General features: G+C 72.9%; 9 protein-coding genes. 6 read left to right on the top strand and 3 right to left on the bottom strand.

From position 1 onward, the window contains the following. The first annotated feature begins 2 nt into the window (after positions 1–2). Positions 3–1,844 (top strand): chitinase, encoded by a 1,842-nt coding sequence (locus OG490_RS26960; protein ID WP_330298845.1) that lies wholly within the window; start codon positions 3–5, stop codon positions 1,842–1,844. Between the two features lie 63 nt (positions 1,845–1,907). On the opposite strand, the gene OG490_RS26965 is transcribed toward OG490_RS26960, so the two are convergent. The 3 genes from OG490_RS26965 to gabT all read right to left on the bottom strand — a co-directional run bounded on the left by OG490_RS26965 (position 1,908) and on the right by gabT (position 4,750). Continuing rightward, on the bottom strand, positions 1,908–2,378 hold the full coding sequence (locus tag OG490_RS26965) for a hypothetical protein (RefSeq protein WP_330298846.1): 471 nt from the start codon (positions 2,376–2,378) through the stop codon (positions 1,908–1,910). A gap of 47 nt (positions 2,379–2,425) precedes the next feature. Next, the gene (locus OG490_RS26970; protein WP_330298847.1) at positions 2,426–3,250 is read right to left on the bottom strand and encodes a phosphatase PAP2 family protein; all 825 of its coding nucleotides are present in this window, start codon (positions 3,248–3,250) and stop codon (positions 2,426–2,428) included. A 165-nt stretch (positions 3,251–3,415) separates the two neighbouring features. Beyond that, on the bottom strand, positions 3,416–4,750 hold the full coding sequence (gabT, locus tag OG490_RS26975; RefSeq protein ID WP_330298848.1) for a 4-aminobutyrate--2-oxoglutarate transaminase: 1,335 nt from the start codon (positions 4,748–4,750) through the stop codon (positions 3,416–3,418). 240 nt (positions 4,751–4,990) lie between these two features. On the opposite strand from gabT, the gene OG490_RS26980 reads away from it, so the two are divergent. The 5 genes from OG490_RS26980 to OG490_RS27000 all read left to right on the top strand — a co-directional run bounded on the left by OG490_RS26980 (position 4,991) and on the right by OG490_RS27000 (position 14,326). After that, entirely contained in the window at positions 4,991–7,327 is a 2,337-nt protein-coding gene (locus OG490_RS26980; RefSeq protein WP_330298849.1) for an ATP/GTP-binding protein, read from the top strand. A 193-nt stretch (positions 7,328–7,520) separates the two neighbouring features. Further along, positions 7,521–9,101 (top strand): PucR family transcriptional regulator, encoded by a 1,581-nt coding sequence (locus OG490_RS26985; protein WP_330298850.1) that lies wholly within the window; start codon positions 7,521–7,523, stop codon positions 9,099–9,101. Between the two features lie 174 nt (positions 9,102–9,275). Then, positions 9,276–10,721 (top strand): aldehyde dehydrogenase family protein, encoded by a 1,446-nt coding sequence (locus tag OG490_RS26990; protein WP_330298851.1) that lies wholly within the window; start codon positions 9,276–9,278, stop codon positions 10,719–10,721. Positions 10,722–10,929: 208 nt separating this feature from the next. Further along, entirely contained in the window at positions 10,930–12,906 is a 1,977-nt protein-coding gene (locus tag OG490_RS26995; RefSeq protein WP_330298852.1) for an acyl-CoA dehydrogenase family protein, read from the top strand. 106 nt (positions 12,907–13,012) lie between these two features. Next, a complete protein-coding gene (locus OG490_RS27000; protein ID WP_330298853.1) occupies positions 13,013–14,326 on the top strand; it encodes a hypothetical protein in 1,314 nt (437 codons plus the stop codon). Position 14,327 lies beyond the last annotated feature (1 nt).

Genomic DNA, 14,327 nt, shown 5'->3' on the forward strand with positions numbered 1-14,327 from the left:
TTGTGCGCGCAGCAAGAGGCGCCGTCGGAAGAACGGCCCTGTCCCTCCTCACGGCCGCCGCCCTCGCGGCGGCCGGACTCCTCGCCATCGGCCCGTCGGCCGCCGCCGCGGACGCCGACCTCGTCCGCAACGGCGGCTTCGAAGCCGGACTCGACGGCTGGACCTGCTCCGCCGGCAGCGGAGCCCTCGTCAGCACCCCGGTCCACGGCGGGAGTTCCGCCCTCAAGGGCACCCCGGCCGGGCAGGACAACGCCCGCTGCTCCCAGACCGTCACCGTCAAGCCCGACTCCGCCTACACCCTCAGCGCCTGGGTGCAGGGCGCGTACGTCTACCTCGGCGCCACCGGCACCGGGACCACGGACGTGCAGACCTGGACCCAGACCCCGGGTGCCTGGAAGCAGCTGAGCACGAGCTTCCGTACCGGCGCGGCCACCACCTCCGTGACTGTGTACACGCAGGGCTGGTACGGCCAGCCGCCGCAGTTCACGGACGACGTCACCCTCGTCGGCCCCGACCCCGGCGGCTCCGGCCCCGGCCAGCCCCAGCCCCCGGCCGCCCCCACCGGCCTGACGGTGTCCGCCTCCTCCCCGACGGCGGTCGGCCTCTCCTGGGCCGCCGCGACCGGCGCCACCTCGTACAAGGTCTACCGGGACGGCGCCAACCCGACCACCGTCACCGGCACTTCGGCGACGGTCACCGGCCTCACCGCCGCCACGACGTACTCCTTCCAGGTCAGCGCGGTCAACGCGGCCGGGGAATCCCCCAAGAGCGCCGCCGCGGCGGTGACCACCCCGGGCGACGGCGGCGGCAACCCCGGAAACCCGGGCCTGCCCGCGCACGCCCTCGTCGGCTACCTGCACGCCAGCTTCGCCAACGGCTCCGGCTACGTCCGGATGGCCGACGTGCCCGCCTCGTGGGACGTCATCAACCTGGCCTTCGGCGAGCCGACTTCGGTCACATCGGGCGACATCCGCTTCCAGCTCTGCCCGGTCAGCGAATGCCCGACCGTGGAATCGGCGGCCGAGTTCAAGGCGGCCATCAAGGCCAAGCAGGCCGCGGGCAAGAAGGTGCTGATCTCGATCGGCGGCCAGAACGGCCAGGTCCAGCTGGCCACCACGGCGGCCCGCGACACCTTCGTCTCCTCCGTCAGCAAGATCATCGACGAGTACGGGCTCAACGGCCTCGACATCGACTTCGAGGGCCACTCCCTCTCCCTGGCCACCGCAGACACCGACTTCCGCGCCCCCACCACCCCGGTGATCGTCAACCTGATCTCCGCGGTGAAGACCCTCAAGGCCAAGTACGGCCCGGACTTCGTCCTGACCATGGCCCCCGAGACCTTCTTCGTCCAGCTCGGCTACCAGTACTACGGCTCCGGCCCCTGGGGCGGCCAGGACCCGCGCGCGGGCGCGTACCTCCCGGTCATCCACGCCCTGCGCGACGACCTCACGCTGCTGCACGTCCAGGACTACAACTCGGGCTCGATCATGGGCCTCGACAACCAGTACCACTCCATGGGCGGCGCCGACTTCCACATCGCCATGACCGACATGCTGCTCACCGGCTTCCCGGTGGCGGGCAACACGGCCCGCGTCTTCCCGCCGCTGCGCCCGGACCAGATCGCCATCGGCCTCCCGGCCACGACCAACGCAGGCAACGGCTACACCTCCCCGGCGGAGGTCGACAAGGCCCTGGACTGCCTGACGAAGAAGACGAACTGCGGGACCTACCAGACCCACGGCACCTGGCCCGCGCTGCGCGGCCTGATGACCTGGTCGGTCAACTGGGACCGCTTCGGCAGCTGGGAGTTCTCGAAGAACTTCGACGCCTACTTCGGCGGCTGAGCGGCCCGTCCGCTTGACCCGGGCCGGAGTCCCCACGGGGCTCCGGCCCGGGCTGTCGCGCTGCTAGTCCCCCGAGCAGCCGAAGAACCCGACGTGGGTCGGCTCCGCGCCCTCGGCCGCGGCTTCGCCGTACAGGAGGACGTACAGACCGCTCCAGCGCGGGAACTCCTCGCCCAGGAGGCTCTGCTCGTACTCCTGGTGGCTCATCGACCGGTCCGCGGCGGCCAGCGCAGCCTCGTACCGGGCGACCGTCGGCCGCCCCGTGCCGAAGTGGTGCAGCAGTCGATCGCAGGACAGCGGTCGCAGCGCGCCCTCCTCCGCGGCCCCGGAATCGGCCGCGGCCTTCGGGACGTCGAGGATCGTGTGCGTGCCACCCGTCCCCATGAACTCGCCGTCGGCCCAGAGCTCGGCCAGGTCCGCGTAGTCGCCGGTCTCGCCGAACTCCTCGACGAACACCCGCGCGTGCAGGGCGTCCAGCGACGCCTGCACACCTCCCTCGTACGACGTCACGTAGCCCCAGCTGCTGGCACCCATGGCGCGCCCCCGCCCTTCGTGGAGAAGAATCCAAGATCGGGAGGATCCTAGGCGGGGGGTCCGACAGGCCGTGCGGCGCACCTGTGGACGACCAGCAGGAGCGGGGTGCACATCAGCAGGCTGGCCAGGACGTCCAGGGGCCAGTGGTAGCCGCGCAGGATCAGGCCCGTGGCCGTCAGCGCGGTGAGGGCGCCGGCCAGCGGGAGCGGCCAGCGCACGCGCAGGTACGGGGCCACGAGGAGGGCCGCGGCCGTGTACGCCACGAAGGCGGTCGCGGTGTGGCCCGAGGGGTAGTAGCCGGCGGCCCAGGGCTCCAGGGGGCCCGGACGGCCGGTCCAGTCCTTCAGCGGGACGACCAGGGCCGGCACCAGGGCCATGGCCAGGGCGGCGGCCGCGGCGCCGAGGCGGTTGCCGCGCCGGGCGGCGTAGACGACCGCGAAGACCAGGACGGGCACCGCCACGGGCACGTTGCCGAGGTCCGAGAGGCGTTGGGTGACCTGGTCGGGGACGGTGCGCACGAGTGCGCGGCTGAGGCTCGCGTCCAGGGCCGACAGGGGGCCCGACACGAGGACCTGCCAGGTGATCAGGGCGAACAGCGCGAAGCAGAGCGCGCAGAGAGCGGCGAGCGGGGCGATCGCGCGGGGGGCCGGGGCCGTGGAGGCCCGGCGCGGGAGAGTGGCCGGCCGTCCCGGAACAGGGGGGGTGGTTCCGGGACGGCCGCCCGGACCGGGTTGCCGTGCGCCCCGGGGGGTTTGGGGCGTACGGCTGTCCGATCGGTGAGGAGTGTGCGCGAACGCATGCCCAGTGCGGCGCTGGGGAAGCCCGGTACTGGTGTCGCCCTCGGTTTCCCGCGAGCGGGGTGTCTCACTCATCTGCAGAAACCGTACGGCAGCGGAAGGGGGACCGACAGCCGGAAAACGCTCCCGCCATCGGCCCCCCACACCTTCTTCACAGCGCCCGACCGTTACCCGCGGTAGTGATCGAGAAGTGATCGAGCATTGTGCCCGCGCGTTCTACCGCGCCCGTCAGACGTTCGATCAGAGGGCCGCGAACGCGGCCTCGATGACGTCCAGGCCCTCGTTCAGCAGGTCCTCGCCGATGACGATCGGCGGGAGGAAGCGGAGCACGTTGCCGTAGGTGCCACAGGTGAGGACGAGCACGCCCTCCGCGTGGCAGGCCTTGGCCAGCGCGCCGGCCGCCTCCGGGAACGGGGTCTTGGAGACCGGGTCCTTGACGAGCTCGATCGCGATCATGGCGCCGCGGCCGCGGATGTCGCCGATGATGTCGTACTTCTCCTGCATGGCCACGAGGCGGGCCTTCATGACCGACTCGATCTTCTTCGCCGCGGCGTTGAGGTCGAGCTCCTTCATGGTCTCGATGGAACCGAGCGCACCGGCGCACGCCACCGGGTTGCCGCCGTAGGTGCCGCCCAGACCGCCGCCGTGCACGGAGTCCATCATCTCGGCGCGGCCGGTGACGGCGGCGAGCGGCAGACCGCCCGCGATGCCCTTGGCGGTCGTGATGAGGTCCGGGACGATGCCCTCGTCCTCGCACGCGAACCACTGGCCGGTGCGGCAGAAGCCGGACTGGATCTCGTCGGCGACGAAGACGATGCCGTTGTCGTTGGCGAACTTCACGATCGCCGGGAGGAAGCCCTTGGCCGGCTCGATGAAGCCGCCCTCGCCGAGGACCGGCTCGATGATGATCGCGGCGACGTTGTCGGCGCCGATCTGCTTGCTGATCTGGTCGATCGCCTGGGCGGCGGCCTCGGGGCCGCAGTTCTCGGCACCGGTCGGCCAGCGGTAGCCGTAGGCGACCGGGACGCGGTAGACCTCGGGGGCGAACGGACCGAAGCCCTGCTTGTACGGCATGTTCTTCGAGGTCAGCGCCATCGTGAGGTTCGTACGGCCGTGGTAGCCGTGGTCGAAGACGACGACGGCCTGGCGCTTGGTGTACGAACGGGCGATCTTGACGGCGTTCTCGACGGCCTCGGCGCCGGAGTTGAACAGCGCCGACTTCTTCGCGTGGTCACCCGGGGTGAGCTCGGCGAGGGCCTCGCAGACCTCCACGTAGCCCTCGTAGGGGGTCACCATGAAACAGGTGTGGGTGAAGTCGGCGAGCTGCGCGGAGGCGCGGCGCACGACGGCCTCGGCGGACGCGCCGACCGAGGTCACGGCGATGCCGGAGCCGAAGTCGATCAGGCGGTTGCCGTCGACGTCCTCGATGATGCCGCCGCCCGCACGGGCCGTGAAGACGGGGAGCACGGAGCCCACGCCGCCGGCCACCGTCGAAAGGCGGCGGGCCTGCAGCTCCTGCGACTTGGGGCCGGGGATCGCGGTGACGATGCGGCGCTCCTGCGGAACAGCGGTCATAGGGGGCTCCTGGGGGGTGTTTTCGGACGCACTTGTGTCTTTGTCCGCAGGCTAGGCCCGGGGGGCCAGGTCCTGCATGCTCCGTTCGGGAGTGGTGCCCGCGTGTCCTTGTCCGTGACGGCCATAGGAAGGACACTGCGCGTGTCTTGTGGATCATGACGGGGTACGGGCCGTAGGGCGGCACCGACCACTAGATTGAGCGCGCAGCACAGTGCGGCACCGGGCAGGGGGCAGGGGTTCATGGACACCGACGGCACGCACGAGACGCGGACGAAGCCCGCCGGGCACGTCCCCCGGCCGGCCGGCCCGCCGCCCAAGCCTGCCCACGCTCCGACGGCGGGCCCCACCCTGACGGACTGGCTCCGCATCCCGCGCGTGGCCGCCGGTCCGGGCGTCTGGTCGTACGGCCACGTTCCCCGCGCCGCGCAGGAGCCGGCGGCGCCCGAGCGGGCCTTGTTCAGCGGTGCCGCCATTTCGCTGATCTCCTGCGTGGTCGTCTGGTCGCTGCTGCGCGTCAACGTGATCCCGTACTGGCAGGTCCCGCCCCGCCTGTTCACCCCGAGCGACTGGTGGCCGTCCCTGGGCCGGGACCCGGCGCCGGGCACGGCCGGTGACATTGCCCTCCAGCTGTACCGGCTGCTCGTCGTCGCCGGCCTCGTCTACGGATTCGGCCGACTCGGCAGTTGGCGGGCCGCCTGGCGGCTGGCCGCCGCACGCAGCCGGCTGCTCCAAGCGGCACTGGCAGCCGTCGGCGGCTTGTTCGCCCTCCTCTTCGTATCGCAGCAAGCGGTGCCTCTGAAGCAGTTCGTGTACGCCTTGCTGCCCCTCAAGGACGCGGGCGCGGATCACGCGGCGACACTCATGAACAGGACGGACACGCTCCTCGCCGTCGGTGTCATCGTGGCCTTCCTCTGGCTCGGGGTACGCCGTCCAGGGCAGCTCGGCACCACCCGCACACCTGCTCCACGGCCCGAGGTTCCCTCTCAGCCCGTGGCGGGCGAGGCCGAAGACCTCGTCCAGTGGGCCGAAATCCGGCGCGCCGGATTGGTGGAGGTCGCCGATCGGCTCGGGGGCGAGGTCGGGGCCGGGCGGATGAGTGACGTCGACTACACGCGGATCCGGCGCGCCTGGGAGACCGTGCGGGCCGACCCCTCGCGCACGCGCGCCTTCGCCGACGCCGTGCGCGACCAGGGCGCCGGGGCGTGCGTCCACCCGTCGGGGGCGCGCGACCTGCCCGTACGGGCCGCCCGGCACGACCTGCTGGCCCGGCAGCTGCTCCTCGGCACGGTCGAGGACAGCGAGCGTAACCCGTACGCCCGCCGCGGCAGTGGCCTCGCCCTCGACCCCTCGGTGCTCGGCACCTCGCTGCTCGCCATCGGCCCCTCCGGTGCGGGCAAGACCAGCCGCCTGGTCCGTCCGGTCGTCGAGTCGCTGGCCCTGCAGGCGTTGGCCGGGCAGGCCGCCGTCGTGGCGGTCGGATCCGCCGGAGCCCAGCTCGGGCCCGACGAGGCCTATGACGTGGTCGTCAGGATCGGCGTCCCCGACTCCGTCTACGACCTGGACCTCTACGGCGGGGCCAGCGACCCGGATGAGGCCGCCATGCTCCTCGCGGAGGGCTTCGTGGGGGACGTGCCGGGGGTCGACGTACGCCGTGCCGCGACCGCGCTCGCCCAGCTCCTCGGACCGTTCCGGGCGGCGTACGGCCGCTTCCCGTCCGTGCCCGAGCTGCGGGAACTCCTCGACCACATGCCCCGAGCGGTCGCGGACCTGCGCGGTGCGCTGGAGGCCGCCGGGCAGGAGCCGATGCTCCGCGAACTCGACGCCCGCACGCGCCAGCACGGCGCCCCCGCCGACCCGGGACCGGCCCTCGCCGACAGGGTCGCGCTGCTGGACCGGCCTGCCTTCGCCGGCTTCTTCGACACCACCGGCGCCGGACGCCCGTTCTCGCTTCGCGCGCTGGAACATCCGCTCCGGGTCCGGGTGGACCTTCCCGAGCGCGGGCACGCCGATGCCTCACGCATGCTGGCCCGTCTGCTCCTGGCCCAGTTCAACGCCGCCGCCGCGGCCCGCGTGGACCGCTCGCTCTTCGCCTTCCTCGCCTTCGACGACGCCTCCCACACGCTGACCGCGGAGACCGTGCGCGGGGTCCAGCGGCTCCGTTCGGCGAACGCGGGGGTCCTGTTGACCCTGCGCACCCTGGACGACGTACCGGAGGCCCTGCGCACCCCGCTGCTCGGCGCCGTCGGCTGCCGGATGGCCTTCTCCGGGATCACCACCTGGGACGGCAAGCGGTTCGCCGAGACCTGGGGCACCGAATGGGTGGAGACCCGCGACGTCACCCACCGGACGGTGTTCGCCGACCAGCCCCTGACCCGCGCCATCCACGCCTTCCGCAAACTCGTCACCGGCAAGGCCGTGACCACGGACGCGGTGACCGTGCGGCAGGTGGAGCGGGAGCGGTGGTCCGCCTCCGAACTGGCGCACGCCGTGCCGCCCGGGTGCGCGGTGCTGTCGCTGACCTCGGTCCGGGGGGAGCGGGCGGCTCCGCTGCTGGTCCGGCTCGCCGGGACGAGCTGAGCGACAGCGGAGAACGGCCGACGGCGGGCAGGGCCGGCGGGGCGATCCGCTGAGCCGACCCGTACGAGATGGCAGAATCTATGTGAGCCCTTCATACGGCACGGCGAAATCCGCAGTGGCGTTCCACGGCGAGAATCCTGCGTCGGCATCTCGCCGCCGAACCCACACCTCCCCCTAAGGCGCCCCGGTACCCATGCCGCTCACCCTCGCCTCACTCGTCCAGCACTCGGCGCTCAAACTGAGCGTCCGGGCCGGGGAGGGCCGCCTCGACACCCCTGTGCGCTGGGCCCACGTCAGCGAGCTCGCCGATCCCGTTCCGTACATGGAGGGCGGGGAGCTGCTCCTCATCACCGCGATGAAGCTGGACGCGGAGGACCCCGAGGAGATGCGCCGCTACGTACGCAGGCTCGCGGCGGCCGGAGTCGTCGGGATCGGCTTCGCCATCGGGGTCAACTACGACGCCGTGCCCGAGGCGCTGGTCGAGGCCGCGCGGGCGGAGGACCTGCCGTTGCTGGAGGTGCCGCGGCGGACTCCGTTCCTCGCCATCAGCAAGGCCGTCTCCGCCGCCCTCGCCGCCGATCAGTACCGGGCCGTGACCGCGGGCTTCGAGGCGCAGCGGGAGCTGACGCGGGCCGCGCTGTCCGCCGACGGGCCCGCCGAGCTGCTGACGAAGCTGGCGGCGCACGTGCACGGCTGGGCCGCGCTCTACGACACCTCCGGAGCCGTCGTCGCGGCCGCGCCCGACTGGGCCGCGCGCCGGGCGGCCCGGCTCACCCCCGACGTGGAGCGGCTGCGGGAGCGGCCGGCGCCGGCCAGCGCCGTGGTCGGCGGCTCCGACGACCGGGTCGAACTGCAGTCGCTGGGTACGGGGCGGCGGGCGCGCGGCGCCCTGGCCGTCGGGACCGGGGCTCCGCTGGGCACCGCCGAGCGCTATGCCGTGCACTCGGCCGTGGCCCTGCTCACCCTCACCACCGAACGCTCCCGGTCCCTGCACGACGCGGAGTCCCGCCTCGGCGCGGCCGTGCTGCGCATGCTGCTCGCCGGGCAGGCGGAGCACGCGCAGGCCGTGGCCGGGGACCTGTACGGGCCGCTGCTGGACGCGCCGTTCCGGATCCTGGTGGCGGAACCGGCCCTGACCGGCACCGCGCAGCCCGAGGGCCTGGCCCTGCTGGCCGACGCGGTGGAGTCGGCGGCCGCGCGCACCGGGGAGACCCTGCTGGTGGTCCCGGAGCCGGGACGGCTGGTGGTGCTGGTGGCGGACGGGGGCTCGGCGGTACAGGCGTGCACCGAGTACGCGGAGGCGCTGGAATCGCGCCGCGGCCGGGATTCGGGCGAGCCGGAGCCGGACGAACTGGTGCTCGGCCTGTCGGCGCCAGCGGTGGCCTCGGGCGTGGCGGCGGCCTTCAAGCAGGCCGACCAGGCCCTTGCGGTGGCCCGGCGGCGCGGCCGCCCGATGGTCGAACACGAGGAGCTGGCGGCGGGCTCGGTCCTCCCGCTGCTCGCCGACGAAGCGGTACGGGCCTTCGCGGACGGCACGCTGCGCGCGCTGCGCGAACACGACGAGAAGGGCCGGGGCGACCTGGTGGCCTCGCTCCAGGCGTGGCTCTCCCGCCACGGCCAGTGGGACGCGGCGGCGGTCGACCTGGGAGTCCACCGGCACACGCTGCGCTATCGGATGCGGCGGGTCGAGGAGATCCTGGGCCGCTCCCTGGACGACCCGGACGTCCGCATGGAGCTGTGGCTGGCCCTCAAGGCCACCTCGGCTCCCTCGTAGGGCCTGGGCGGCCCAGCCGCGCACGGCCCGCACGGCCCGCGCGTCCGCCGACACTGACAAACCGGCGCGCCGCGCCCGCCACGTACTCCACGCCGGACAAACGCCGAAACCGCGACGGAGTCCTACCGTGGAGGGGACAAGGACACCGCACAACTCCGAAGGGCCGGGATTCGCATGACTTCCACCCACGCCTTCTGGCTCGCCGGCCGCCAGGCCACTGGCGACGACAGCTTCGACGTCCACTCCCCGTGGGACGGCCGCCTCGTAGGCACCGTCAGCGTCCCCACCGACGCCCAGGTCGAAGAGGCCGTGGCCGCCGCCTACGCGGTGGCGGCGGAGTTCTCCGCGACCCCGGCCCACGTGCGTGCGGCCGCCCTGGACCACGTGTCCAAGCGGCTCGTCGAGCGCACCGAGGAGATCGCCCAGCTGATCTCCGCCGAGAACGGCAAGCCCATCAAGTGGGCCCGCGGTGAGGTCGGCCGCGCGGTGTCCGTGTTCCGCTTCGCCGCCGAAGAGGCCCGCCGCTTCAACGGCGGAGAGGCCCAGCGCCTGGACACCGACGCCGGTGGCGTCGGCCGTCTGGCCCTGACCCGCCGCTTCGTCAAGGGCCCGGTCCTCGGCATCGCGCCGTTCAACTTCCCGCTGAACCTGTGCGCCCACAAGGTGGCCCCCGCCATCGCCGTCGGCGCGCCGATCATCCTGAAGCCGGCCCCGGCCACCCCGCTCTCCGGTCTGATCATCGGTGAGCTGCTCGCCGAGACCGACCTGCCGGCCGGTTCCTGGTCCGTGCTGACCGTCGCCAACGACAAGATGCCCGAGCTGGTCAAGGACGAGCGCCTGCCCGTCATCTCCTTCACCGGTTCCGACAAGGTCGGCTACGCCATCCAGCAGGCCGTGCCCCACAAGCACTGCACCCTGGAGCTCGGCGGCAACGCCGCGGCCGTCGTCCTGGACGACTGGTCCTCCGAGGCCGACCTCGACTGGGCCGCGACCCGTATCGCGACCTTCTCGAACTACCAGGGCGGCCAGTCCTGCATCGGCGTACAGCGCGTGATCGCCGACGCGACGGTCTACGACCGCCTCGTCGAGAAGGTCGTCGCCAAGGTCCGCGAGCAGGTCACCGGCGACCCGAACGACTCCGCCACCGACGTGGGCCCGCTCGTCTCCGAGGACGCCGCCAAGCGCGTCGAGGCCTGGGTCGACGAGGCCGTGGCCGCCGGAGCCAAGCTGCTCACGGGCGGCAAGCGCGAGGGTGCCTCGTACGAGCCCACCGTGGTCGCCGAGGTTCCCGCGGGCGTCACGCTCGCCGTCGAGGAGGTCTTCGGGCCGGTCCTCACGCTGCGCCGGGTCGAGAACACCGACGAGGCCTTCGCCGCCGTCAACGACTCGAAGTTCGGTCTGCAGGCGGGCGTCTTCACGCGGAACATCCAGACCGCGTTCCGCGCCCACCGCGAGCTGGAGGTCGGCGGCGTGATCGTCGGCGACGTCCCGTCCTACCGCGCGGACCAGATGCCGTACGGCGGTGTCAAGCAGTCCGGTGTGGGCCGCGAGGGCGTGCGCTACGCGATGGACGACTACACCTACGAGCGGGTCCTGGTCCTCACCAGCCTGGACATCTGACCCGAACTCGTACGGCCACAGAGCCGACGGCCGGAGCCTACTGTGCGGAGGCTCCGGCCGTCTTTCTGTTCCCTCCGGCCCGCTCGCTCCGGGTCCCGTCGCCGTCCACCCGGGGGCCCGGCCGCTTCCCCGCCGTCCGAAACGGGTACGACTCACTGGTAGCACCCACCGGTAAGCACCCCTCTCGGCGGCGAGGTGAGTCTCCTCCATGTCCGCAACACAGCCCGGCGACACCCAGCCCACCCAGCCCACACCGTCCACCCGGCCCAAGGTGACCGAGCGCGAGGCACGGCAGGTCGCGGAAGCGGCCCGGGAACAGAACTGGCAGCGCCCCAGCTTCGCCAAGGAACTGTTCCTCGGACGGTTCCGGCTCGACCTGATCCACCCCCACCCGCTCCCCGCCGACGAGGACGTCCGGCGCGGGGAGGCCTTCCTGGAGCGGCTGCGGGCGTTCTGCGAGACCTCCATCGACGGGGCCCGCATCGAGCGCGAGGCGAAGATCCCCGACGAGACCGTGCGCGGGCTCAAGGAGCTCGGCGCGCTCGGCATGAAGATCGACCCGAAGTACGGGGGCCTGGGCCTCACCCAGGTCTACTACAACAAGGCGCTCGCCCTCGTCGGCTCCGTCAGCCCGGCCATCGGGGCACTGCTCTCCGCCCACCAGTCGATCGGCGTGCCCCAGCCGCTGAAGATGTTCGGCACGCAGGAGCAGAAGGACGCCTACCTGCCGCGCTGCGCGACCACCGCCATCAGCGCCTTCCTCCTCACCGAGCCGGACGTCGGATCCGACCCGGCGCGCCTGGCCACCACGGCGGTCCCGGACGGCGAGGACGCGTACGTCCTGGACGGCGTGAAGCTCTGGACCACCAACGGGGTGGTCGCCGACCTGCTCGTCGTCATGGCGCGGGTGCCGAAGAGCGAGAACCACCGGGGCGGGATCACCGCCTTCGTCGTCGAGGCCGATTCGCCGGGCATCACCGTGGAGCACCGCAACGCCTTCATGGGCCTGCGCGGCCTGGAGAACGGCGTCACCCGCTTCCACCAGGTGCGCGTCCCGGCGGCCCAGCGCATCGGCGCCGAGGGAGCCGGCCTGAAGATCGCGCTGACCACGCTGAACACCGGACGGCTGTCGCTGCCCGCCATGTGCGTGGGTGCCGGGAAGTGGTGCCTGAAGATCGCCCGGGAATGGTCCGGCGTCCGCGAACAGTGGGGGAGGCCCGTCGCCAAGCACGAGGCGGTCGGCGCGAAGATCTCCTTCATCGCGGCCACCACCTTCGCCCTGGAAGCCGTGGTCGACCTGGCCTCCCAGATGGCCGACGAGGACCGCAACGACATCCGCATCGAGGCCGCCCTCGCCAAGCTCTACGGCTCCGAGATGGCCTGCCTGATGGCCGACGAACTGGTCCAGATCCGCGGCGGCCGCGGTTTCGAGACCGCCGAATCGCTGGCCGCGCGCGGCGAGCGGGCCGTCCCCGCCGAGCAGATGCTCCGCGACCTGCGCATCAACCGGATCTTCGAGGGATCCACCGAGATCATGCACCTGCTCATCGCCCGCGAAGCCGTGGACGCCCACCTGTCGGTCGCGGGCGACCTCATCGACCCCGAGAAGGCGCTGGGCGACAAGGCCAAGGCGGGAGCCCGCGCCGCCGGGTTCTACGCCCGCTGGCTGCCCCAGCTCGCCACCGGAGCCGGCCAGGTCCCCGGGGCCTACCGCGCCTTCCACCCGGCCGGACACACCGACCTCGCCACCCACCTGCGGTATGTCGAGCGCGGCTCCCGCAAACTCGCCCGGTCCACCTTCTACGCCATGTCCCGCTGGCAGGGCCGCATGGAGACCAAACAGGGCTTCCTCGGCCGCATCGTCGACATCGGGGCCGAGCTCTTCGCGATGAGCGCGGCCTGCGTGCGCGCCGAGCACATGCGGGCCACCGGAGACCACGGCCGCGAGGCCTACCAGCTGGCCGACGCCTTCTGCCGGCAGTCCCGGCTGCGCGTCGAGGAGCTCTTCGGAAGGCTCTGGGACAACACCGACGACCTGGACCGCAGGGTCGTGGACGGGGTCCTGGCCGGGACCTACACCTGGCTCGAAGAGGGGATCCTCGACCCCTCCGGCGACGGCCCGTGGATCGCCGACGCGGCGCCGGGGCCGTCGACCCGGAAAAACGTGCACCGCCCCCTGCGCTGACCTGCGATCATCGCCGGACATCGGACGGATGTACGAGGATGAGTACGGGCCCGCGCGCGGGGGTACGCGGGCTCGTACGAGCACGGCAAGCATGACGGAGAGAACGATGCCGACGGCTGAGGAAGACCGGGCCAGCCGGCGGCTGGCCTGGTGCGTGGCGCACGTGCTGCGCCACGCACCGGACCATGTCGTCACCGACCTGATCGGACGGCTCGACGCACCGGCCCGCAAATACCTGTGCCGTGACGAGTGGCTGTCGGCCTCCACCGTGACCCTGCTGCTGCGCCACGGCAGCGAGGAGGACCGGGGGTACGTCGCCCGCAACCCCCACGTCGTCGGACGGCCCCTGCCCGGACTGCCCGGCCGGGCCCGGTACGCGGCCCGCCCCGGGCCCTCGCCCGAACTGCTGCGCGAGGTGGGCCCCGGGCCGTTCACCCCCGACGAGCTGATCGCACTGCTGCGCAGGCACGGCCGCCGGCCCCGGATACCGATCACCCTGCTGCGGATGGAGCACGCCCCCCTCGACCCCGGCACGCTGCTGCGGGAGCAGGCCCGGGACCCGCTGCCGTCCGGCGCGGTCGAAGCCCTGCTGCTGGTCGGCGAACTGCCCCGGGAGGTCTGCCGGGCGCTCCTCGACGCGGGCACCCAGGACACGGCCGCGCCCCTGTGGTACCGGCCCGCCGTCAGGGCCGTCCGGATGGGACTGCTCACCTGCGACGAGCTCGTCGCCCACGTCGCCCCCGCCCACCGCACCCTGCTGCTCACGGACCTGTCCGGGGCCAGGGGCCTGCACTGGTCCCTGCCCGAGCGGACGGGGATGCGCACGGCCGTCGCCCGGGCGCTGCGCCCCCTGCGCGACGACCCCCGGTTCTGGGCGGAGCTGCTGCGCCACGCCCCGGGCTTCCGCGGGACCCTGCCGGTCCTCGTGGCCCGGATCGTGCGCGGCACCCTGGGCGAACCCGCCGACGGACCGCCCGTCCCCGCGCTCGCGGAGACGGTGCGCTCCCTGGCCCCGAAGCCCGTCGAGCCCGTGGCGCCCGCCGGCGGGGTCGACCGGGAACTGGCACTGGCGAGCCTCGCGGTGCCCATGGAGTCCGTCGAGGAGGACATCCGCTGGGTGCGGGACTGCCTCGCCCGCGGGCTGCTCACCGGCGAGGACGTGATCCGGCACAAGGCGCCCGCCTGCTGGGCGCTGGACGAGGGCCACTGGCTGGGCGACATCGACCATCCCGACCGGTACGACCGGCCCGGGGCCGTGCTCGCCGCCCGCGCCGAGGCCGACCGGCTCTTCGCCCTGGCCATCGGCTCCGATCCGGACGCCTGGTGGCGGGTCGCGAGCACGCTCCCGGACTTCGCCGGAACGCTCCCGCACCTTCTCCTGCGGGTCACAGAAGGGGGCTCCGTGTCCGGCCGCCCCTGAG

Origin of the sequence: Streptomyces sp. NBC_00503, from assembly GCF_036346895.1 — a bacterium.
GTDB lineage: Bacteria > Actinomycetota > Actinomycetes > Streptomycetales > Streptomycetaceae > Streptomyces.

Excerpts from the sequence above, each read along its gene's own strand:
- gabT (WP_330298848.1), bottom strand. The coding sequence starts at position 4,750 with ATGACCGCTGTTCCGCAGGAGCGCCGCATCGTCACCGCGATCCCCGGC.
- OG490_RS27000 (WP_330298853.1), top strand. The coding sequence starts at position 13,013 with ATGCCGACGGCTGAGGAAGACCGGGCCAGCCGGCGGCTGGCCTGGTGC.
- OG490_RS26995 (WP_330298852.1), top strand. The coding sequence starts at position 10,930 with ATGTCCGCAACACAGCCCGGCGACACCCAGCCCACCCAGCCCACACCG.
- OG490_RS26980 (WP_330298849.1), top strand. The coding sequence starts at position 4,991 with ATGGACACCGACGGCACGCACGAGACGCGGACGAAGCCCGCCGGGCAC.
- OG490_RS26985 (WP_330298850.1), top strand. The coding sequence starts at position 7,521 with ATGCCGCTCACCCTCGCCTCACTCGTCCAGCACTCGGCGCTCAAACTG.
- OG490_RS26970 (WP_330298847.1), bottom strand. The coding sequence starts at position 3,250 with ATGAGTGAGACACCCCGCTCGCGGGAAACCGAGGGCGACACCAGTACC.
- OG490_RS26990 (WP_330298851.1), top strand. The coding sequence starts at position 9,276 with ATGACTTCCACCCACGCCTTCTGGCTCGCCGGCCGCCAGGCCACTGGC.
- OG490_RS26965 (WP_330298846.1), bottom strand. The coding sequence starts at position 2,378 with ATGGGTGCCAGCAGCTGGGGCTACGTGACGTCGTACGAGGGAGGTGTG.